The organism is Prochlorococcus sp. MIT2304 (assembly GCF_059772405.1).
Genome location: NZ_CM186286.1, coordinates 1,845,480 through 1,866,032 on the forward strand (window position 1 = coordinate 1,845,480; position 20,553 = coordinate 1,866,032).

Genomic DNA, 20,553 nt, shown 5'->3' on the forward strand with positions numbered 1-20,553 from the left:
ATGATAATTTAAAAATTTGATTTTTTTGATTCTTTATTATGGAAAAAACTATACAAAAACTTGCTAAGAAATCTCTTGAATTTTCTGGCATGTCAAAAAAAGAATTGGAAAGATCATGTTGGATGATTGTTCATGAACATAAGCATGGGACGATGCCTACAGAATATGATATTAGAGAGATTGATGAAGAACTTTATTTGGAGGTTTTAAGAACTGCTAAAGAGATGATTTAAGTAAAGAAAATGGAGTTTTTATTAATACAAGAACTCTTCTTGATCAATTAAAAAATAAGTTGATTATTTTTTCTATCTAACAAACTTCACAATATTCTCTAAATCAACATAAAATTACCTGAGACTAACTTTTTTATGACAACTCCATTTCGTAATGTGACTCCGAATGGACCTGGTGGCACAACAACTCTTCTACTAGTCCTCTCCTTTACTGGCTTTTTACTTCTTACTCAATCATTTTTTGTTGTTCCTGCTGGGCAGGTTTCAGTTGTGACAACACTAGGAAAAGTGAGTGGCGGATCTCGTAAGCCTGGTCTGAATTTCAAAGTACCTTTTGTCCAAAATACTTATCCTTTTAATGTTCAGACTCAGGTTAGACCCGAGAAGTTTGATTCATTAACTAAAGATTTGCAGGTTATTTCTGCAACTGCAACAGTTAAATATGCTTTAAAACCTAACGAAGCTGGAAGAGTATTTAAAACAATTTCTTACAACGATAGAGAGATTTACAACAGGATTATCCAACCATCACTATTGAAAGCACTTAAGTCAGTTTTCTCAAAGTATGAATTGGTAACTATCGCAAGTTCCTGGAGTGATATCTCAGAATTAGTAGAAAAAACAGTGGCAGATGAACTTAATAAGTTTGATTATGTAGATGTTCAATCTCTTGATTTGACAGGTTTAACGATTGCAGATGAGTATCGAGCAGCAATTGAAGAAAAACAAATTGCTGAGCAAAAACTATTGAGAGCTCAAACTGAGGTTAAAATTGCTGAGCAAGAAGCTCTCAGGTATGACACATTAAATAAAAGCCTTGATGATCAAGTGCTTTTTAAATTGTTTTTAGACAAATGGAATGGTGAGACACAAGTTGTTCCCTCTTTGCCAGGCAGTTCTTCAGGAAATGTTCCGGTTATTGTAGGAGGAAAGAATAGGTAGATTTTTAGAAACTTATAAAAAAAGTCCAATTAAAGTCAATCTTTAATTGGACTTTTTTTTATGAGATTTCAGAAAAACTTTCTTGAAAAGCTTTTATTGTCGCATTTATATCATCTTCCGAGTGAGCTAATGATGTAAAACCGGCCTCAAATGCACTTGGAGCTAAATAAACACCCTTCTCAAGCATCATTCTGTGAATTTTACTGAATCGTTCAGTATCAGCAGATTTAGCTTCCTCAAAGTTCCGAACAGGCCCTTCACATAGATAAAAACCAAACATAGCGCTAATGCTCTGACCATGAATTGGAATATTTGATTCTTTTGCAGCAGTGAGGATTCCATCCAAAAGTTTTTTTGTAATGGCTTCTAATTTTTCGTATGTCCCCTCTTGTTTAAGCAGCTCAAGAGTTTTAATGCCTGCTGTCATAGCAAGAGGATTTCCGCTCAAAGTACCTGCTTGATACATCGGACCTGAAGGAGAAACCATAGACATGATTTCTTTGCGGCCCCCATAAGCTCCTACTGGAAGGCCTCCTCCAATTACTTTCCCCATGGTTGTCAAATCTGGAGTAACTCCAAAACGCTCCTGTGCTCCTCCGTAGCTGATTCGAAAACCAGTCATTACTTCATCAAAAACTAAAAGAGCCCCGTTCTCTTGAGTTACCTCTCTTAATCCTTCTAAGAATCCTGGTTCAGGTGTTATGAAGCCTGCATTCCCTACAACAGGCTCCAGTATGACTCCTGATATTGCATCAGGATTTTCGGCAAATAGTTCTTTTACTGCTTCAAGATCGTTATAGGGGGCAGTAAGAGTATTAGCAGTAGTACTTCTTGGGACACCCGGTGAGTCTGGCAGGCCGAGTGTTGCTACCCCTGAGCCTGCCTTCACTAAAAACATGTCTGCATGTCCGTGATAGCAGCCCTCAAATTTGATAACTTTATCTCTCCCGGTGAAGGCTCTCATTAAACGAAGAACAGCCATACATGCTTCGGTGCCACTATTTACAAAGCGGACCATTTCGACGCTTGGTACGGCATCTATAACCATTTCAGCGAGTTGGTTTTCAAGAACACAAGGTGCGCCAAAGCTAGTTCCTTTTTCCAGTGTTTCTTGAAGGGCCGCAATTACCTCGGGATGAGCATGGCCGCAAATAGCTGGTCCCCAGCTACCCACATAGTCGATGTATCTGTTTCCATCAACATCCCAAGCATAGGGACCTTTAACTCGATCAAAAACGATTGGATCCCCTTCAACAGATTTGAAAGCTCTTACAGGTGAACTGACTCCACCAGGCATTAAATTTTTGGCAGAGCCAAAAATTTCTTCAGATCTTTTTGTGTTCAACGCGTCTGTCACAGCACCTCAGCTAATGAGCTCATAAACACAGTTCGCCATAATGGCCTAAAAGTGACTGATTCGTCTAAATTTTTGAATCTGTTCAGCATCTGGTTATTTTTTTTTAATCTTTTAAGGAGCTATTTCCCTCGTTAAGCTTGATGATAAAAACAAGTTGCAGACTGGCTTCTTGAGAGGTGATGCCCTTTGAAAGCATCGTTTTTTAGCAAATTGTAAATATTTGATTTGTTAATTCTGTGATGATATGAAAATAGAAAATAATCTAATTTTTTTAAAAGAAAAATTCATTTTCAATTTCTGTTGGAGGCCAGCTGATATCGACAACCACAGGTGCATGGTCACTTGGCTTCTCTCTGGATCTTGGTTCTTTATCTATCCAGCAACTATTGGCATAACAAAGAATATTCTCTGTTAAGTAAATATGATCGATTCGCCAACCCTTGTCTCTTTCCCAGGCTGAATGGCGATAATCCCACCAAGACCAATTTTTTCCTCCAGACTCAAAAATTCTAAAAACATCTTCTAATTCTCCTCCTAAAGCATCTTTAAGTAATTTTCTCTCTTTAGAGGAAGCCATAATTGATTCCTCAAATTTACTTGGTGTGTGTATATCTTTATCTTGAGGCGCAATATTAAAGTCTCCTAATAAACATATAGGTGTATTGCTTAAATTTATTTTTCTTAGATAAGCTTGTAAACCTTTTATCCATTTTTCTTTATAAATAAATTTATCTGAATCTAATGAAGATCCATTTGGAACATAAACATTTACAATTCTAATATCATTTATTTCAGCGCTTATAATTCTTTTTTGCTGATTTAAGACAGCTAAATCTTTGTGGTCTGAAATCACCGTATCAAAATCAAGCCGTACATCACAAATTGGGAATTTACTTATAATTGCTACTCCATTATAAGACTTTTGCCCAGAGATAGATACTTCATATCCAAGATTTGAAAAAATTTCAACTGGAAAAAATTGATCTTCTGTTTTTGTTTCTTGTAAGCAAAGAATGTCAACGTTGTTGGAGACGAGCCACTCTTTTACATGATCTATTCTTGAACGAATAGAATTTACATTCCATGTTGCAATAAGCAAGACTTAAAATTTCTATTACTTAAGTTATTATCATGTAAATTCAGACCAAAGTTAAGTTTTGAATCAAACTCGAAGTATTATTAATCGTCAATTATTTTTGACTTTCGTTTGCTTAACACCAATTTTAATTACTGCCGGGCAAGTTATTTCCTCTTCAAAAATTACAAAAATTTCAGAAGTAAAAAATTTTTCAGTCGATGAGAAAAGAGATATTTACAATACTTTTGATGCAGAAAGTCAAATTGATCAAGGTTTGCCTATCGATCCATTCGATTTAATGAATCGTCTAAAACAAGCAGAAGCTATGGATGACGCAACAACTCCATCTGATGCACTCGATGAAGCTCTCAAGGCACTTGATCGGTCAGAGTATGGAAATTTCCCAAATGAATAAAATCAGAATAGTATTTGTAGGGATTTTGGTAAATTTAATATTGGTCATTAATGGGCAATTTATTAAATAGATGCAGAACCACCCAATTCCCTTGGTCACTGATCCATTGCAATACAGAGCAATTGGAATGGTTAGAGGTATTTACAAACCCCAAGATGATGACAATTTTACTCGTGGTGCTCTCACTGATTCTAAAGGTAATGAAATAGATTCAGTCCTGCTTGGAAGAGTTATAACCTTGGTCCGTAATCATGTCTCTCTAGAAAAACCTCACCTGTGGGTTGTATATCCAAGGTGTAGGAATGATAAAAATCTTCATTTACAAATCGCAGGTATTTGGGAACCTAGCACTTTAAAAAAAGATCTTAGGGAGAAAGATGAATTGAATGAAGCTTTAATTTCTAAAGCTGATTCTGATGATTTATTGGAAGGTGATGATTATTTTTCAATAAGAGGAGAATTGGTTTTTACTAAGCCTGAAGATAAGGATTTAGTGGTAAAAATCCGTCAAAAGCCAAGAAATCAAAAAAAGAAAGCCATACCTTTTAAGGTAAACCTTAAAGGTGAAGTACCTATCAAATATTTAAAACATTTTATTAGCCTTGATGTTCGTCGTGTTAACTATCAACTTTTGGTTGAGGATTTTCAAATTATAGCTCTATCAACTCAACAAAATATGGATAATAAAAATAAAAAAAGACTTGACAAAAAAAAGTAGTTTTTTGATTTATCTAAATGTATTCTGTCTATAAATATACTCATAAATGAAATCTATTTTTATTGATTGTTGTCTTGGAATATCTGGAGATATGCTTGCATCAGCATTATTAGATTTAGGTGTTCCGTATTCTATTTTTTTGAATAACCTAGCAAGTTTAAAAATAGATAAAAATTATAAATTAAAATTTAATCAAGGAGATAGTAATGGATTTAGAGGGATTGTCTGCATAAGAGACGAAAGTGAATTTAAAGAATTACCTAGAGGTTTTAATGATATTAAAAACCTACTTCTTGAGTCAAGCTTGAATGATTATGTGAAAAAAAAATCTATTAGGGTTTTCGAGATTCTTGCCGAGGCAGAAGGAATTGTTCATGGGAATCAAATTACAGATGTACATTTTCATGAACTAGGTTCAATTTGTTCCATAGTTGATATTGTTAATGTATGCTCGGCTATAGATTTTTTAAAACCAGACAATATTTATTTTTCAAGTCCACCTGCTGGGAAAGGAATTGTATCTACCTTGCATGGCCCTTTGCCAGTTCCAGTACCAACAGTTTTAGAGATAGCGAAACAATTTAACATCCCATTAATGTTGTTAAAGGATGAATATCTTGGTGAAATAACAACACCCACTGGTATTGCATTGATGGCAACTTTTGTAGATAAAATAGGCCGTCCAGATAATATAATTATTAAAAAGATTGGTATTGGTTTAGGCAGTAAAAATCTTTCTAGACCTAATTTTTTACGTGTTCTGCTAATAAATTCGGCCCAGGCTTGTAAAGAAAATAATGATAAGCCTGTATATGAGACCATAATTTGTCAGGAGGCTTGGATCGATGACTCTACTCCTGAAGATATTGCAATCTTGATAGAAAGATTAAGAGCTGCAGGTGCTCTAGATGTAATTTGTTATTCGGTTGATATGAAAAAAAATAGAAAAGGTATATGCGTAAAAGCTATTATCTACCCAAAACATCAAACCTTAATCAGGGAAGTTTGGTTTAAATATAGTACAACAATTGGGATAAGAGAAAATAAGATTAGTCGGTGGATACTTCCAAGACGAAAACTGTGCTACAACACTCAATTTGGGGAAGTCAATGTTAAACAAATTATGAGACCAAATGCTAAGACTTCAATAAAAATAGAACATGATGATTTGACTAAAATATCTTTGGAGACAGGAATAAGTATAGAAGAGATTCGCCATAGATTATTTTTAGAATTATCAGAATTTCTTGAGTTAGATGATTTGTCGAATTGATGCTTAATTTGAAAAAGTTTCAACCTAAAATAAACAATTTTATATTTTTGCTATTAACTAAAATTAATATCAAACTTTTAGTAACATTCATTTGCTTTGTATTTCTTGGAAATTCAATATATGGAAATTTCGAGTCTTTATCTAATCTGACAATTACTAGTCAAGAGATATTATGGTTAATATGGGGAATTTTATTTAGTTTTTTAAGTGTGATTATTAATGCTTATGCATGGAAGCTTTTAATCGATAATATTGGCTGTAATATTAATAATTTGAATATTGTAAAACTATTTTTAGCTACAAATATATATAAATATTTGCCAGGAGGAATATGGCATTTTGTATCTAGATATAATACCTTACGCTTAGAGCTTTCCAAAGAAAAATCAATTGAATCTATTTTATTAGAACCAATTTTAATGTTAGTTGCAGGCTTTATTTTTATACCTTTTAGAGGTTTTAATATTGCTATTTATATACTTTGCTGGTCAACTACTCTCATTTTTTTGCCAGTATTCAGAAAGTTTGTAGTCAAAAAAATTAAGAAAATGAAGGCAAAAGTCTTTACTCATAATGATAATAGTAAAGACAGAAAATCAGCACAAAATAATCCAATAACGATGTTTTATCCCTATAAACCAATATTAGTGGAGACTATATTTGTTTTTTTCCGCTTCCTGGGCTTTTTATGTTGTATAAATGCATTCTCTATTGGGTCATTTGTTTCTCATGGTGAATTAATATCTTACTTTTCCTTTGCATGGATTATCGGCCTTATAGTCCCCGCAGCCCCAGGAGGTTTAGGCGTGTTTGAATCAGTAATTCTGTTTGGCCTTGGTTCATCACATTTACCTGAAGCGCCTCTGATAGCTTCATTGCTTTGCTATCGACTTGTTTCAACAATTTCTGATATACTCGCAGCCTTAATCTACCCTGTAAAAAGATTATTTAAAGTATAAATATGTGTGTTTAATCTGTGTTAATTATTTCTTTTGTTTAGGCTGGGTATTAAGGCTAAAGAGGCTATTAATCCCAAGCAAATTATTATCAATGAAGGTAAAATTGATTCTGCCACTCTCTCGTCACCGGCATATTGGAATATTCGTACTGAAAGAGTATCAAAATCGAAAGGTCTTAAAATAAAAGTTAAAGGCAATTCTTTTATGGTGTCCACAAAAACAAGAAGGATACCAACCAACATTGGTCCTTTGAGAAGAGGTAGATGTATTTTGAGAAGGACATCTGACCAGTTCTTCCCAAGATTTATTGCTGCATTATCTATATTTGGTGAAATTCTCTCAAAACCAGCATCAAGACCACCTTTCGAAACAGCTAGGAATCTAATGCTATAACCCCAAATCAGTAAGCTTAGTATATTTATTTGCCAAATACTTCCTTTAAAGGAAAGAAGGGCAAGAGCTAGAACAGAGCCAGGGATTGCATAGCCAATACTGGATAAAAAGGTCAATATATTTAGCCATTGTTGATTATGCCATCTCTTAGAAATTGATAAAATTAATGATATGAATATCGTTACTAGTGAAACAGCCAAGGCTAAACTAAAGCTCCTAATAGTTAATCCAATTAGATCTGTATTGAAGCCCTGATTCATTTGATCAATGTTTATTATTGCCCATGTAATTGGAATACCTAATGTAAGCATTGGAGGAGTAATGGTTATAACTTGAGCAAGGAACAGATTCATACCTTTTAATTCCCATTTTGGCGAGTCTCCACTACTTACTCCGTCTGTCCATCTTTTACTTCTCTCTCTTGACTGGCGTTCAATTGCAACTAATAGAAAAACTATAATCAGAGCAAACAAGGCAAGGGCAATGGCACCTGAGGGCTCACCCTCCTCTACCCAACTCTCAAGTATTCCAGCAGAAATACTTGGAATATTTAAAAGTTGAACGGCACCTAATTCATTTATGATTTCCATAGCCATTAAAGCTAACCCAGCAGTGATTGAGGGAAGAGCTATTGGCAGAGATATTCTAAAAAAACTTTTCCAAGGACCTATCCCAAGAGTTCTGCATGCCTCAATTTGTTTTCTACCACCTTTCTCAAAACTTTCAGAACATAGTAGAAATACATATGGATAGGTTGTGAATGCCATTATTAATACCCCCCAAAACATGCCGGTTATTCTGATGGCGTTTATGCTGCCGAGATCAGTGAATATAGCGGCTAAAAGATAAGCTGGAGTTGCGAAAGGAATTAGTTGGCAAATTCTAAGAATTTTTCGCCCTTTGAAATGGCAATTGGCTAAAATCCAACCATTAGCTACTCCTAACAATCCTCCTAGAATTAGAGAAAGAATCAATAATATTAGTGTTCCTTTTATTTCATTAAGATTGTTTATCGTCAAATAGATAGATCCTTTTTTAATACCGTATAAAGCCTCTCCTGCGAGGGTGAATAACGGCAATAAAACAAAAAATGTTAACAGGATTACTAATAAATTTAATATGTAGCGACTATTATTCAATCCGATTAGTTTATATATAGAATTTATATCTTTCCCTTTTTTAAGGAATTTAAGAGTGGATTTAATGTTGTTCAATTTATCTTTTTAAGTTGGTATTTTTTTGATTATTTGTCAATACATGCATTTAATTGAGAGAGTATCTTCACTTTGTTTAATTCTTTCCCAATAAAGACAAGTTGATTCTTTCTTTCTTCTTCCCATTCACTATCATCAATAGAAATTCTCTTGCCTGCGAGGTGGAAGACATGTCTTCTTTCGCTTTCTCTGAACCAAAGGATACCCTTAGCTCTAAAAACATTACTTTTTAATTGATTATCTAGAAAATATTGGAATTTTCTAAGAGATAAAGGTTCATTAGTTTGAAAAGAAACAGAAAGAAAATCTTCAATTTTATTATCTTCTTCTGAGTGAACATGTTCATGTTCATGTTCATGTTCATGTTCATGTTCATGTTCATCAGAGTTCTCATGATATGATTCTTCTTGATTTATAAGATCAGTTTCGAATAGGCCCACACTTAATAATAGATTTAGAGGAATATTACCTTTAATACTTTTTAAAATCCTCACATCATTCTTTATTTCTTTTAACTTAGCTATGGTCTTTTCTATGTCTTTACTATTTACTAGATCACATTTGTTAAGAAGTAATATATCACCATAGATTACTTGTGATCTTCCTATTGAACTTTCGAAAGCTACATCATTAAAGTTCTCAACATCTATTAAAGTTATAATTGAGTCTAGTCTTGTTTGATCTCTTAAATCGCTTCCAAGTAATGTCATCGCAACTGGAAGAGGATCTGCTAATCCTGTGGTTTCAATTATAATATAGTCTAGGCTCTTGTTGGAATTAATTAACTTTTCTATTGCTTCTACTAACTCGCCATTTATAGAACAACAAATACACCCATTAGTTAGCTCTATCATTTCTTCTTCAGTTTTAATTATTAACTCATTATCAATTCCTATTTCACCAAATTCATTAACTAATACAGCTGTTTTTATACCTTTCTGATTAGTGAGAATATGATTTAATAAAGTTGTTTTTCCTGAACCTAAAAAACCTGATATAATTGTAATCGGAATATTAGTTTTTGAGACTATACTTTTTTTTAAACTGGATTGAGTTGTTTTCATTTTAACAGCAGTAATTAATGATGCATTAGGGGTTGATTAATTTATCAATAGACTCAGCAAGCTTTATGTCGTTAGTGGTAATTCCACCTTTATCATGAGTGGTCAGATTGATCTTAACTTTATTATATGTATTTTGCCAATCTGGGTGATGATCCATCTTCTCAGATAAAAGAGCCACCTTATTCATAAAACCAAAAGCATCTATAAAATTATCGAAATTAAATTCTTTCTTTATCGTATTGTTATCTATTATCCAAGAAGGGTTGTTTTTTATGAAGCAATCAAGTTGATTTTTCTCTAATAAGGAAGCCATGTGTTTTTTTTTTTATATAATTTTAATTTAAATCAAAATCACCAATAGCATGCAATTGTAATGATCTTGATTTATTTGATGTTCTATGTTCCCAAATATAGATTGCTTGCCATAAACCTATTTCTAATTTACCATTCACAACACTGAAGCTTAAACTATTTGAAGTAAGCATTGTTCTGATATGAGCAGGCATATCGTCTAAACCTTCTTCTGAATGAAGATATTCTATTTTTTTGCTGGTTCTGTTATTTGTATAAAATCCCTCCTCTGGGACAATAGCTTGCATATATGCTGAGAGGTCTTTGAGAACATTAATATCCGCATTTTCATTTATAATTAAACTACAGCTTGTATGCTTTAAAAAAATAAGAAGTATTCCTTTTTGAAACTTTTTACATTGGATCCAATGATTAATGTCTTGTGTTATGTCAGAAAAGCCCTGTCCATTCGTCTCGAAATCTAATGTTGATAAAATCTGTTCCATTCCTAATAAACTATCAAATCAAACTATATGAAATATTAACAGGTTTGTTCTTTTTCAATTAATTATAAAGTATTTTGAATTAGAGCTGATCAAAAAAGATATATTTTTTTTGATCTTTAAATCATGAATAAATAATTTAAATTAGAAATTATGATTTAAATATTTTAAATTGACCAAATACGGATCTGTTTTCATTAATTTGATATTAGGATTAAACAAACATCAAATAGAATACTTTGTCAAAGTCTGCTTGGCAGCTTTTGGGTGATTACCTAAAAGATACGCAGTTATTGGGATCTATACAAAACACTCTCTATTGGGATCAAAATACATCTATGCCTATTGCTGGCGCGACCTGGAGAGGAGAGCAATTAAGTCTTTTGGCTAAGCAACTTCATGCAAGACAAAGTTCTGAACAGTTCGAAATTTTAATAAAAGAAGCAAAATTCGAACTTCAAAATTTAAAAGAAAAAGACGATTTTGATTTACAACAAATGACAGATCGGTTTAGAAATATTGAGTTGCTTGAGCAAGATTTCAATAGACAAAAAAGTTTGGATCCGAAATTGGTTGTTGAGCTTGCAACAGCAAAGTCTGAAGGTTATATGTTTTGGCAAGAAGCCAAAAAAAATAATGATTTCAAAAGCTTTTCTCCAGCTCTCAAGAAATTAATTTCATTACGAATAGAACAATCCAATCAGCTCGATGAAGAAAGAAGCTGCTGGGAGACACTTGCCCAACCTTTTGAACCGAACTTAACGATTAATCGTGTAAGCGAACTGTTTGAACCTTTAAAAAAAAGATTACCCGAATTGATTCAGAAGGCTGCGACAATAACCAGCAAAAAGATTAAGAAATGGGATTTAGCAGTTAGCGATCAAGAAAAGCTCTGTCAGATACTTTTAAATGATTGGTCTAGGGATCCTTCTAATACAGCAATAGCAAAGTCTCCTCATCCATTCTCTATAACTTTGGGCCCGGATGATTATCGAATTACGACGCGAATAGTTAAAGGTCAGCCACTGTCTTGCTTATTGGCTACCGCACATGAGTGGGGACATTCTCTTTATGAACAAGGGTTACCTTCGCAAAGTCACCAATGGTTTTCATGGCCTTTAGGTCAAGCAACCTCTATGGGTGTTCATGAGAGTCAATCTTTATTTTGGGAAAATAGAATTGCTAGGAGCTTTTCATTCGCAAAGTCTTTTTGGCATCATTTTGAGAATGCAGGTGCTCCGATTCACTCTGGGAATGATTTATGGATCAATCTAAATCCATTTACTCCAGGGTTGAATCGAGTAGAGGCCGATGAGCTTAGTTATGGGTTGCACATAATGATTAGGACTGACTTGGAAATTGATCTTCTCGAGAGAGGGCTTTCTGTAGAAGACCTGCCAAATGAGTGGAATAAAAGGTATGGGAACCTTCTAGGTGTTTCCCCTGAAAATGATACGGAGGGATGTTTGCAAGATGTTCACTGGAGTGAAGGGATGTTTGGTTATTTCCCTTCTTATTTGCTTGGTCATCTTATTAGCGCTCAGCTAACAAAAACTCTGGAGGAAGATTTAGGAAAAATTGAAAATATAATTGCATCTAAGGAAATCAGTAAAATATTGGATTGGCTTCGAAGAAATGTTCATCATCATGGGAGAAGTTTGGATTCCGAGGAACTTGTAGAAAAGGTCTCAGGAGCGAAATTATCACCAAATTATTTTCTTGAATACTTAGACAATAAAGTTGAAAAGCTTTCTAAAATCTCTGAATAAAATAAAAATTTAGTTGTGCATATTTTTTTGTTGAAACTTTTCTAAATTATGTGCCACAACCACATTTACATTTACTTCGTTGATTTACCATGTAGGAACATAAATAAATACTATGGCTAACCTTGACCAAGCACCTAGCAGATCAATGCCTAATCTGCTTCATGTATTACCTGCGTTTGCCAATGAATCTGAACTTAGAGTCAATACAATTGTTGAATTAAATTCAAATACCATAAATAAATACGAACTTATTACTGAAACAGGGCATTTAAAGCTCGATAGAGTTGGATATTCGTCCTTAGCCTATCCTTTCGCTTATGGATGTCTCCCAAGGACATGGGATGAAGATGGTGATCCACTAGATATTGAAATTGTTGGTGTTACTGAACCGTTGATCCCAGGTTCAATTGTTGAGGCGAGGATAATAGGGATCATGACCTTTGATGATGGTGGTGAAGTTGACGATAAAGTAATTGGTGTAATAGCGGATGACAAGAGGATGGATCACATAAAAAGCTTTGAACAATTAGGGAAGCATTGGATCAAAGAAACAACTTATTATTGGGAGCATTATAAGGATCTTAAAAAACCAGGAACTTGTACTGTAAATGGTTTCTTTGATGTTGAAAAAGCAGTTCAGATTATTAAATCCTGCGAGGAGCGTTACTTATCTGAAATTGATCCTAATTTAATTAATTAAATTTTCAATGATTTATGCCCGTGCAGATTTGAATATTTCTTCTAATATTTCTCCAGCACCACGCCCTTTTAGTTCATTGGCTAATTCTATTCCGATTTCCTCCGCAGAGCTTTTCGACCCTTTTTTTATATCTCTAATTAATCTTTTTCCATCTAAGCTTGCAACCATACCCTCAAGAGTTAATTCATTGTTGTTGATTTCAGTTCTAACGCCTATTGGAACTTGACATCCTCCTTCAAGTTCTCTGAGGAACGACCTTTCTGCTAAACATCTTTTAGATGTTGATTCGTGCTCAAGTGTTTTTAAAATATCTAGCACCTCTTGTTGACCACTTACACATTCAATGCCAAGAGCTCCTTGACCCACAGCATGAAGTGAAATATCAGTTGGTATTAATTGATGTATTCGATTAGCAAAACCAAGTCTTTGTAATCCAGCAGCAGCTAAGATCAGGCAGTCATACTCTCCTGAGTCAAGCTTCTCTAATCGTGTAATAACATTTCCTCGTACATCTTTGAAAACAAGACTTGGATAATGGTATCGCAATTGAGCAAGCCTTCTTAAGGAGCTAGTCCCTACAACAGATCCTTCCGGCAGAGTTTCTAATTTGTAAATTTGATTTTTTTCATTAACGACTAACGCATCAGAAGGATCCTCCCTTTCTGTTATGCAGCCAAGAATTAATCCCTCTGGAAGGTTGGTAGGCAAATCTTTCAGTGAGTGGACTGCAATATCGGCACGACCAACAAGCATTTGAGCTTCAAGTTCTTTAGTGAACAGACCTTTATCTCCTATTTTTGCTAGTGCTACATCAAGTATTTTGTCACCCTGCGTAGCCATTGCTTCTATTGTGATAGCAAGATCAGTATGGGCCTTTTGGAGTTCATCTCGTACCCAGTTCGTCTGAACCATGGCCAGCTGGCTTCGGCGAGAGGCGATGCGCAGTTGGTCTAGTGTCATTAGCAAATATTTTCTATTTCTTTACCTTAAGCAGTCAACCTTACCAAATTAAAATTCTTGGAAAATAATTTAATAAGGTTAATGTGAAATGAGATTTACCATCTAGCAAATCTTAGGCTTAGACGCTGAGTAAAGAACAGTTCGTGGTTTGATTGTTTTAGTTTAGCTTGATATATTCTTTTAGTACCCCGTTTCTATTTGGATGACGGAGTTTTCTGAGAGCCTTAGCCTCTATTTGTCTTATCCTCTCTCTGGTTACATCAAAAATCTGTCCAATTTCTTCAAGGGTTTTCATTCTCCCATCATCTAGGCCATAACGAAGTCTTAGAACATCTCTTTCTCTAGGACTTAATGTAGCAAGAACACCCTCCAAATCCTCTCTTAGCAGGGTTTTAGCTACATCTTGTTCAGGATTTTCTATATCTGCTTCAATAAAATCACCAAGTCTAGAATCTTCTTCTTTCCCAATGGGTGTCTCTAAAGAAATGGGTAGCTGGGCGCTTTTGGCAATAAATCTAAGTTTTTCAATTGTCATTTCCATGCTTTCGGCGATTTCTTCCTCGGTTGGTTTCCTTCCAAACTCTTGACTTAAAACTTTAGTGGTTTTTTTGATACGTGAAATTGTCTCGTATAAATGCACAGGCAAACGAATTGTTCTGCTTTGATCTGCAATTGCTCTGGTAATAGCCTGCCTGATCCACCAGGTAGCGTAAGTTGAAAATTTATATCCTTTCTCATGGTCAAATTTCTCAGCTGCACGAATGAGACCAAGACTTCCTTCTTGGATAAGATCTTGAAAAGATAATCCTCTATTCATATATTTTTTTGCAATCGAAACGACTAATCGGAGGTTAGATTGCACCATTTTTTCTTTTGCTCGTCTACCAAGCATTAATCGCCGTCGGAAGCGAGTTAATGGCATCTCTGCAAGTGCTGCCCATTCTTTTACTGATGGGAAATGTCCATTCTCACTCTCAAATTGCGCGGCTTCTTCCTCCAATTGAAGAAGATCAGCTATCTTTCTTGCCAACTCGATTTCTTCGTCTGGCCTAAGAAGTCTTATACGACCAATTTCTTGTAAATAAACCCTAATCGAGTCTTCTGTGTAAACACCCTTTGGACCAATTTTGATACTTGCTAAAGCTTTAGCTGCTGCTTCTTGAGCACTAGATAGAACTGAAGCGTTATCGTCATCATCATCTAGTTCAATATCTGCTTCAGGTACTTTATCTGCTTCAGCAATTAATTTATCAGCCTCTAGATCTAAATCAATTTTTAGATCATTTGAAGATTCTTGAGGAAGAGTTTGAGTTTCTTTAGTCACGTTTACTTTGGCGGCTGTTTTTTTAATTTTTTTGGAAATGTTTTTACTTTCCTGATTAAGAGAAATATTTTTAGATGTCTTTTTTTCCTTTAACATGATTTTTCGGATGTTTTTGTGGTCTGTTACAGAGCTCAGGTTATTACCCGAAAAATGGTGGAATCTCCTAGAGATAATATTTCAGGAAAAACTATTTAATTTTTAAAAATTCAACAAAAACACTCTAATTTGATAATGTCCTCAATCGTAACAAATCTTGCGAAAAATCACATGACATCAATATTGGACTTGAAATTATGAAGGATGTTTTGTTGAGGAATGAAAATGTGTAAGCAAGGATGTCAGGGGATTTCTCAGACCGGCTTATCTAAGAATTGGATTTTTCCTATTCTTGACAAAGCTTCTAGTCTTCCCTCTGGGTGGGATTTTGCAAGTTCCACAACAGCTTTAAAGCTGCTCACAATTCAATGGTAGAAAAAATTTCTGAAGTCGGCAAGTATTAAATAATGATATGAATCCTTTCATATTTGATATTTGGTTACATGTAGGTCGAGAAGGACGATGTTTCTCTTATCAGGATGGAAATAATTTAGGAATTGATGTGGGCGATGTCGTAACAGTGCGTCTAAAAGGGCAACGCATGCAAGGTTTGGTAGTTAATAAGATGGAAAAAAGTATAACTAATTTAAGAGAAAATTCAGAAAATATTTCATTCAATAATGTGGAAACATTAGTTCAAAAAGCAGCTATCAAAAAAGAATGGAGAGAATGGTTAGAGGAAATAGCTCGTGAATTGTATGTAAGTGATTTCCAGATGCTTAAGACCGCGTTACCTCCTGGTTGGTTGGGAAGGTCAAAACTATCGAATAGACATAAAAAACTTTGGTGGGTGAAATTGGCGAACAAGAATCATCAGATAAAGATATCTCCCAGACAGGTTGAGTTAAAGAAAACTCTTCTTACAAATGGAGGAGGGAAATGGCAAAAAGATTTAGAGGCTGAGGGGTTTTCTTCTTTATTGATTAGAAATTTTGTTTCGGCTGGTTGCGGAGAAAGAGAAAAACGTCTGTTCCTTTCAAATACTTTTGCTGATGAAGAATCTAATGAAAAGAGGAAGGTGAACATTGAGGACCCTCAACTTCTAACTTTAGAGCAAAAATCAGCAAAAGAAAAATATGAGTCTCTTTCAAATGGATCAGTTCTTTTGCTTTGGGGTGTCACTGGATCTGGTAAGACAGAGGTATACCTACAAACTGTAGCTCTTGAGTTATCTGAAAGTAGACATTGTCTTGTCCTCACGCCTGAAATTGGTTTGGTTCCACAATTGGTTGACCGCTTTCGGAAAAGATTTGGATTAAATGTTTTTGAGTATCATAGTAATTGTTCTAATAGAGAGAAAATTCATACATGGAAGAGATCTTTACAGACTAAGAAACCAAGTGTATTTATAGGTACTCGCTCAGCTGTCTTTTTACCATTATCGAACTTAGGATTGATCGTGCTTGATGAAGAGCATGATAGCTCTTATAAGCAACAATCCCCTATGCCTTGCTACCATGCAAGAGAGTTGGCAATTCATAGGGCAAAAAGAATTGGAGCCAAAGTAATACTTGGAACTGCAACTCCTTCACTAAATGTTTGGAAAAATATAAAACCTAATGGCAATGTGGTTGTTGCGAAATTAAACCAACGGATTTTGAATCGTAAAGTACCAACTGTCAGTGTCGTAGATATGCGGGAGGAATTAGCTATTGGAAATCGAAGTTTGATTAGTAGATATCTAAAACAACAGCTTTTGATGATAAAAGAGGGCGGCAATCAAGCCATCATTTTAGTCCCTAGACGTGGATATAGTAGTTTCCTAAGTTGCCGTAGTTGTGGAGAGGTCGTTCAATGTCCTCATTGTGATGTTGCGCTAACTGTGCATCGTTCGAAAGATGGATATGAATGGCTACGTTGTCATTGGTGTGACTTTCGTTCGAGTATTAGTGATAAATGTGGAGAATGTGGCTCAAATGCTTTTAAACCGTTTGGTACCGGGACACAAAGAGTTATGGATTATCTAGAAAGAGAATTTGAGGGTATAAGTCTACTAAGGTTTGATAGGGATACAACTAGAGGCCGTGATGGCCATAGATTATTGCTAGAAAGATTCGCTAATGGTGACGCTGATATCTTGGTTGGCACTCAGATGTTGTCTAAGGGGATGGATTTACCAAAAGTAACTCTTGCCGTCGTACTCGCGGCAGATGGTTTATTGTATCGCCCTGATTTAATGGCTACTGAAGAAACTCTTCAGCTTTTTATGCAATTGGCTGGTCGTGCTGGACGTGGTGAGAAGCCTGGGAAGGTTGTAGTGCAAACTTATTGTCCTGAACATCCTGTTATTCGTCACTTGATTGACGGAAGGTACGAAGAATTCTTGAAGAAAGAAGAAAAGACTAGAAGAGAAGCTGCGATGGTTCCATATAGTCGGGCCTGCTTGTTAAGGTTCTCTGGCGAATCTTCAGAGTTGACATCAAAAGGAGCATTTCATGTCTTATCAAAAATCAATCATGCTTGTCGTCAAAAAGGTTGGCAATTGGTCGGTCCAGCACCTTCATTGGTTGAGAGAGTTGCAGGTAAAAGCCGTTGGCAACTTCTTTTGTACGGTCCTCAATCAAGTGAGATCCCACTTACCTATGGTCCTGAATTATGGAAAGATTTACCAAAAGGAGTAAATCTTTCTATTGATCCTGATCCGATACAATTATGAGTTTTTTATCTTGATTAAGGTGGTAGTTCCGGGAAACCGAAACCCATTTGGAGGCGGAATCTTTGAAGGGATAAGCTCAGCAAAGTTAAAGCAATTATCACGATAATCCCAATTGAAATTTGGTTCCATTCCCAATTTGAAATTTCAAGTTGGTTAATCTCCCCAATCTCAAGAGGTAAGAATGCTGAGCCTTCTTTAAAATTGGGTTCAAGAGGCATGGTCCTGAAATTATTTTTATTACCAACATCGTGAATGATTATGTTTATTTTTAATCCAGGGATTTTGGGGATTTCTTTTAAATCAAAATAAATTTTGAAATTTTGCCTTGTGCCAATTAACCAGTTTTTGTTGTTTGTGATTATTTCAGGTTTATTTATATTGAACCCGCTAGTTTTCGCAGCTACTGAAGCTATTTGTTGAAGTAATTTATTTGCTTCTTCAAAACGAATAGTTGGTGATTGAAAATGCTGTGTTCCCTCCTTGGTCTGGAGTCTTAAAATGCTATTTTCTTTCGTAAGATTATCTTCAAATTCATTCTGCCATGGAATTAATTTACCAGAATTGCTATCTATATCAAGTGAAAACTTTAGTCGATCAGGACCAGTAATACTTAAGTTGGTTGACATGTTAACGCAACCACTAAGGAGAAAAGTTAATAATAAAATAATTAATAAAGCTGTTATTGAAAATCCAAAGTCTAAACTTTTAGTTGGACCAGTTGGAGGATGGTAAATTCTCTCTTTCTTCTTTTTCGCTCTTTTAAATGAAGATTTTAGAGATGGCTCCATCTCTATCTTTGGTATTTCTACCGACCAGTTTGAAGGCCTTGGTAATTGTGGGGCTTCGAGTATTGATAAAAGCTGTTTGGCTTGTTGACGGACACTTTCTTGTTTATTATTGATCAATGTTTGGCAAACATTGATTGCTTTTTGTTCATCACCCTTACCCATGTAGGCAGTAACTATAATTAGTCTAAGCTGTCCTCCTATGGCTGTCTCTGCTTTGCATTCTAGGAGTAGAGGATTAACTATTTTTATACAAAAACCATAGTCACCTTTATCAAGGGCCGCTTCAGCAGATTTTATGGCTGAAGCTATATCTGGCATTTAACCTCTACCCGTAACCATTGTTCCAATACCTGCATCAGTGAAAAGTTCTAATAGAAGTGCGTGAGGAGTTCTTCCGTCAATGATATGAGCAGCCTTTACCCCTTGGGCGAGAGAACGAATACAACATTCAACTTTTGGTTTCATACCTGCTTTTACTATCCCTCTATCTATTAATTCTCTGGCTTCCGATAGACGTATCTTTTCTATTAAGGAGGAAGGATCATTTTCATTCATTAAGATGCCAGGAGTATCTGTTAGAAGGATTAATTTTTCTGCACCAAGTGCTGCCGCAAGTTCTCCAGAAACGGTATCAGCATTGATATTGTGTGATCTACCATCAGGAGAGTTAGCAACACTAGAAATAACTGGGATGTAACCTTCTTCAAGAAGAGGGCTCAGTATCTTAATATTTACTTTCGCAACTTCTCCCACAAGACCATGACTTCCACCTCCAAGCGTTCTTGCTTCAACAAGTCCACCATCTATTCCACATAGCCCAACAGCTAAGCTTCCGTGATTGTTGATTCCGCCTACTATCTGCTTATTTACTCTTCCAGCAAGAACCATTTCTACCACATCCATGGTCTTGGTATCAGTAATTCGCAAACCGTCATGGAAAACAGGCTTTATTCCTAATTTTTCTAACCATTGGTTTATTTCTGGCCCTCCCCCGTGAATGACTACTATTTGTACGCCAACAGACGAAAGAAGAGCTAGATCTCTAAAAACTGCATTCTGAAGAGTTTTATCTGTCATGGCTGAGCCACCATATTTGACTACGATTTTTTTATTTTCAAAACGCTGAATATAAGGAAGCGCCTCGCTTAAGACAGAGACACTTATTGAATCTTTGTCCGAAAAAGTTTTATTGGAATTCTTGATGGATTCAGCTTGTTGCTCTTCTTTATTCATTTTCTTGTGGATTTTCTTCTTGTTTTTGCGGAAGTAGGGTTAAATCTAATTCACCGGGTGTTGGGCAAAATAGTTCAGCGCGCAAACCTTTAGCAAAGAATCTTCCTAGACGCTCTTTTTGAGCATTCCATCTTTCTAAAGATACAGCAGCCATTTCAAATCTCATTCGTATTCCATAATTACCATCTTTAACCAATTCTTCTACTTCTTTAAGCTGGGGCGGAGTGTCTATATCCCAAAGCTTTAATACTCTGAGAGATGCTTCAAGCTGGCAAGATTGACCGTAGCGCCATCTGGTCACATCTTTAACTAGTTTGCCTAGTTCTTCAGGAGCTTTATCTCTCTCTGATGCAAACTTAGATGCAGGAACTACTCTTAGGGCAGGCGGAACTTCCGTAGTTTTCAATGATATACCTATAAGGAATATAGGTACTCCATAAAAGAAAGTTGGTACACTGAGATTTGTTGCATCAGTGAAATAGGCTGTTAGTCCAATTAGAGAAAGGGATGCTCCTCCTATGGTGATGAGGCTTGCCGGTGAAAGAAGTTTATTCATGAGTGTAATTTTGGCTAAAATCTGGGGCAGA

General features: G+C 35.4%; 21 protein-coding genes. 10 read left to right on the forward strand and 11 right to left on the reverse strand.

Translation table 11 applies throughout. The features are described from left to right. Positions 1 to 38: 38 nt before the first annotated feature. The gene (locus tag AC6EIY_RS10560) at positions 39 to 233 is read left to right on the forward strand and encodes a DUF8662 family protein (RefSeq protein WP_498506837.1); all 195 of its coding nucleotides are present in this window, start codon (positions 39 to 41) and stop codon (positions 231 to 233) included. A gap of 135 nt (positions 234 to 368) precedes the next feature. Next, positions 369 to 1,175 (forward strand): prohibitin family protein, encoded by an 807-nt coding sequence (locus tag AC6EIY_RS10565; protein WP_498506838.1) that lies wholly within the window; start codon positions 369 to 371, stop codon positions 1,173 to 1,175. Between the two features lie 58 nt (positions 1,176 to 1,233). On the opposite strand, the gene hemL is transcribed toward AC6EIY_RS10565, so the two are convergent. Both hemL and xth read right to left on the reverse strand, forming a co-directional pair. After that, positions 1,234 to 2,472 (reverse strand): glutamate-1-semialdehyde 2,1-aminomutase, encoded by a 1,239-nt coding sequence (gene hemL / locus AC6EIY_RS10570; RefSeq protein ID WP_498508223.1) that lies wholly within the window; start codon positions 2,470 to 2,472, stop codon positions 1,234 to 1,236. 331 nt (positions 2,473 to 2,803) lie between these two features. Beyond that, positions 2,804 to 3,631: an exodeoxyribonuclease III gene (gene xth / locus AC6EIY_RS10575; RefSeq protein ID WP_498506839.1), complete on the reverse strand. Its 828-nt coding sequence runs from the start codon at positions 3,629 to 3,631 to the stop codon at positions 2,804 to 2,806. 58 nt (positions 3,632 to 3,689) lie between these two features. On the opposite strand from xth, the gene AC6EIY_RS10580 reads away from it, so the two are divergent. The 4 genes from AC6EIY_RS10580 (at position 3,690) to AC6EIY_RS10595 (ending at position 6,975) form a co-directional block, all read left to right on the forward strand. Further along, complete coding sequence (locus AC6EIY_RS10580; protein WP_498506840.1) at positions 3,690 to 4,025, forward strand: hypothetical protein; 336 nt, start codon at positions 3,690 to 3,692, stop codon at positions 4,023 to 4,025. A gap of 70 nt (positions 4,026 to 4,095) precedes the next feature. Then, the gene (patR, locus tag AC6EIY_RS10585; protein ID WP_498506841.1) at positions 4,096 to 4,743 is read left to right on the forward strand and encodes a heterocyst master regulator PatR; all 648 of its coding nucleotides are present in this window, start codon (positions 4,096 to 4,098) and stop codon (positions 4,741 to 4,743) included. Between the two features lie 46 nt (positions 4,744 to 4,789). Next, entirely contained in the window at positions 4,790 to 6,016 is a 1,227-nt protein-coding gene (gene larC / locus AC6EIY_RS10590; protein WP_498506842.1) for a nickel pincer cofactor biosynthesis protein LarC, read from the forward strand. Between the two features lie 47 nt (positions 6,017 to 6,063). After that, positions 6,064 to 6,975, forward strand: coding sequence for a lysylphosphatidylglycerol synthase transmembrane domain-containing protein (locus AC6EIY_RS10595; RefSeq protein WP_498506843.1), 912 nt, complete (start codon positions 6,064 to 6,066; stop codon positions 6,973 to 6,975). A gap of 20 nt (positions 6,976 to 6,995) precedes the next feature. Here the strand turns inward: AC6EIY_RS10595 and AC6EIY_RS10600 are convergent, their stop codons facing one another. The 4 genes from AC6EIY_RS10600 to AC6EIY_RS10615 form a co-directional block, all read right to left on the reverse strand. Further along, entirely contained in the window at positions 6,996 to 8,534 is a 1,539-nt protein-coding gene (locus AC6EIY_RS10600; RefSeq protein WP_498508224.1) for an ABC transporter permease, read from the reverse strand. A gap of 77 nt (positions 8,535 to 8,611) precedes the next feature. Continuing rightward, positions 8,612 to 9,646: a CobW family GTP-binding protein gene (locus AC6EIY_RS10605; protein WP_498506844.1), complete on the reverse strand. Its 1,035-nt coding sequence runs from the start codon at positions 9,644 to 9,646 to the stop codon at positions 8,612 to 8,614. A gap of 25 nt (positions 9,647 to 9,671) precedes the next feature. Beyond that, positions 9,672 to 9,959, reverse strand: a complete 288-nt coding sequence (locus tag AC6EIY_RS10610; RefSeq protein ID WP_498506845.1) for a 4a-hydroxytetrahydrobiopterin dehydratase — start codon at positions 9,957 to 9,959, stop codon at positions 9,672 to 9,674. 22 nt (positions 9,960 to 9,981) lie between these two features. Then, positions 9,982 to 10,443 (reverse strand): secondary thiamine-phosphate synthase enzyme YjbQ, encoded by a 462-nt coding sequence (locus AC6EIY_RS10615; protein ID WP_498506846.1) that lies wholly within the window; start codon positions 10,441 to 10,443, stop codon positions 9,982 to 9,984. Between the two features lie 236 nt (positions 10,444 to 10,679). Here AC6EIY_RS10615 and AC6EIY_RS10620 point away from each other — a divergent pair, with 236 nt between their 5' ends. Together AC6EIY_RS10620 and AC6EIY_RS10625 are read left to right on the forward strand one after the other, a co-directional pair. Further along, positions 10,680 to 12,209: a carboxypeptidase M32 gene (locus AC6EIY_RS10620; protein WP_498506847.1), complete on the forward strand. Its 1,530-nt coding sequence runs from the start codon at positions 10,680 to 10,682 to the stop codon at positions 12,207 to 12,209. 112 nt (positions 12,210 to 12,321) lie between these two features. Further along, positions 12,322 to 12,909 (forward strand): inorganic diphosphatase, encoded by a 588-nt coding sequence (locus tag AC6EIY_RS10625; protein ID WP_498506848.1) that lies wholly within the window; start codon positions 12,322 to 12,324, stop codon positions 12,907 to 12,909. A 12-nt stretch (positions 12,910 to 12,921) separates the two neighbouring features. Here AC6EIY_RS10625 and hemC read toward each other — a convergent pair whose 3' ends face one another. Together hemC and rpoD are read right to left on the reverse strand one after the other, a co-directional pair. Continuing rightward, the gene (hemC, locus tag AC6EIY_RS10630; RefSeq protein WP_498506849.1) at positions 12,922 to 13,869 is read right to left on the reverse strand and encodes a hydroxymethylbilane synthase; all 948 of its coding nucleotides are present in this window, start codon (positions 13,867 to 13,869) and stop codon (positions 12,922 to 12,924) included. Between the two features lie 157 nt (positions 13,870 to 14,026). Next, entirely contained in the window at positions 14,027 to 15,289 is a 1,263-nt protein-coding gene (rpoD, locus tag AC6EIY_RS10635; RefSeq protein WP_498506850.1) for an RNA polymerase sigma factor RpoD, read from the reverse strand. A 225-nt stretch (positions 15,290 to 15,514) separates the two neighbouring features. Here rpoD and AC6EIY_RS10640 point away from each other — a divergent pair, with 225 nt between their 5' ends. Continuing rightward, complete coding sequence (locus AC6EIY_RS10640; protein ID WP_498506851.1) at positions 15,515 to 15,664, forward strand: hypothetical protein; 150 nt, start codon at positions 15,515 to 15,517, stop codon at positions 15,662 to 15,664. A 37-nt stretch (positions 15,665 to 15,701) separates the two neighbouring features. Continuing rightward, positions 15,702 to 17,945, forward strand: coding sequence for a replication restart helicase PriA (gene priA / locus AC6EIY_RS10645; protein ID WP_498506852.1), 2,244 nt, complete (start codon positions 15,702 to 15,704; stop codon positions 17,943 to 17,945). 14 nt (positions 17,946 to 17,959) lie between these two features. On the opposite strand, the gene AC6EIY_RS10650 is transcribed toward priA, so the two are convergent. The 3 genes from AC6EIY_RS10650 to AC6EIY_RS10660 are packed head-to-tail and all read right to left on the reverse strand — an operon-like array spanning position 17,960 to position 20,522. Continuing rightward, complete coding sequence (locus AC6EIY_RS10650; protein ID WP_498506853.1) at positions 17,960 to 19,051, reverse strand: DUF3153 domain-containing protein; 1,092 nt, start codon at positions 19,049 to 19,051, stop codon at positions 17,960 to 17,962. Continuing rightward, positions 19,052 to 19,966 carry an acetylglutamate kinase gene (gene argB, locus AC6EIY_RS10655; RefSeq protein ID WP_498506854.1) on the reverse strand — a complete coding sequence of 305 codons (915 nt, stop codon included), beginning with the start codon at positions 19,964 to 19,966 and terminating at the stop codon, positions 19,052 to 19,054. Beyond that, on the reverse strand, positions 19,959 to 20,522 hold the full coding sequence (locus AC6EIY_RS10660; protein WP_498462344.1) for a DUF2854 domain-containing protein: 564 nt from the start codon (positions 20,520 to 20,522) through the stop codon (positions 19,959 to 19,961). The genes argB and AC6EIY_RS10660 overlap by 8 nt, the downstream gene beginning before the upstream one ends. Between the last annotated feature and the right edge of the window lie 31 nt (positions 20,523 to 20,553).

Bases quoted from the DNA above. Each gene is read 5' to 3' on its own strand.
- AC6EIY_RS10560 (WP_498506837.1), top strand. From the start codon at position 39: ATGGAAAAAACTATACAAAAACTTGCTAAGAAATCTCTTGAATTTTCT.
- AC6EIY_RS10565 (WP_498506838.1), top strand. From the start codon at position 369: ATGACAACTCCATTTCGTAATGTGACTCCGAATGGACCTGGTGGCACA.
- hemL (WP_498508223.1), bottom strand. From the start codon at position 2,472: ATGCCTGGTGGAGTCAGTTCACCTGTAAGAGCTTTCAAATCTGTTGAA.
- patR (WP_498506841.1), top strand. From the start codon at position 4,096: ATGCAGAACCACCCAATTCCCTTGGTCACTGATCCATTGCAATACAGA.
- larC (WP_498506842.1), top strand. From the start codon at position 4,790: ATGAAATCTATTTTTATTGATTGTTGTCTTGGAATATCTGGAGATATG.
- AC6EIY_RS10605 (WP_498506844.1), bottom strand. From the start codon at position 9,646: ATGAAAACAACTCAATCCAGTTTAAAAAAAAGTATAGTCTCAAAAACT.
- AC6EIY_RS10610 (WP_498506845.1), bottom strand. From the start codon at position 9,959: ATGGCTTCCTTATTAGAGAAAAATCAACTTGATTGCTTCATAAAAAAC.
- AC6EIY_RS10615 (WP_498506846.1), bottom strand. From the start codon at position 10,443: ATGGAACAGATTTTATCAACATTAGATTTCGAGACGAATGGACAGGGC.
- AC6EIY_RS10625 (WP_498506848.1), top strand. From the start codon at position 12,322: ATGGCTAACCTTGACCAAGCACCTAGCAGATCAATGCCTAATCTGCTT.
- hemC (WP_498506849.1), bottom strand. From the start codon at position 13,869: ATGACACTAGACCAACTGCGCATCGCCTCTCGCCGAAGCCAGCTGGCC.
- rpoD (WP_498506850.1), bottom strand. From the start codon at position 15,289: ATGTTAAAGGAAAAAAAGACATCTAAAAATATTTCTCTTAATCAGGAA.
- AC6EIY_RS10640 (WP_498506851.1), top strand. From the start codon at position 15,515: ATGTGTAAGCAAGGATGTCAGGGGATTTCTCAGACCGGCTTATCTAAG.
- priA (WP_498506852.1), top strand. From the start codon at position 15,702: ATGAATCCTTTCATATTTGATATTTGGTTACATGTAGGTCGAGAAGGA.
- AC6EIY_RS10650 (WP_498506853.1), bottom strand. From the start codon at position 19,051: ATGCCAGATATAGCTTCAGCCATAAAATCTGCTGAAGCGGCCCTTGAT.
- argB (WP_498506854.1), bottom strand. From the start codon at position 19,966: ATGAATAAAGAAGAGCAACAAGCTGAATCCATCAAGAATTCCAATAAA.
- AC6EIY_RS10660 (WP_498462344.1), bottom strand. From the start codon at position 20,522: ATGAATAAACTTCTTTCACCGGCAAGCCTCATCACCATAGGAGGAGCA.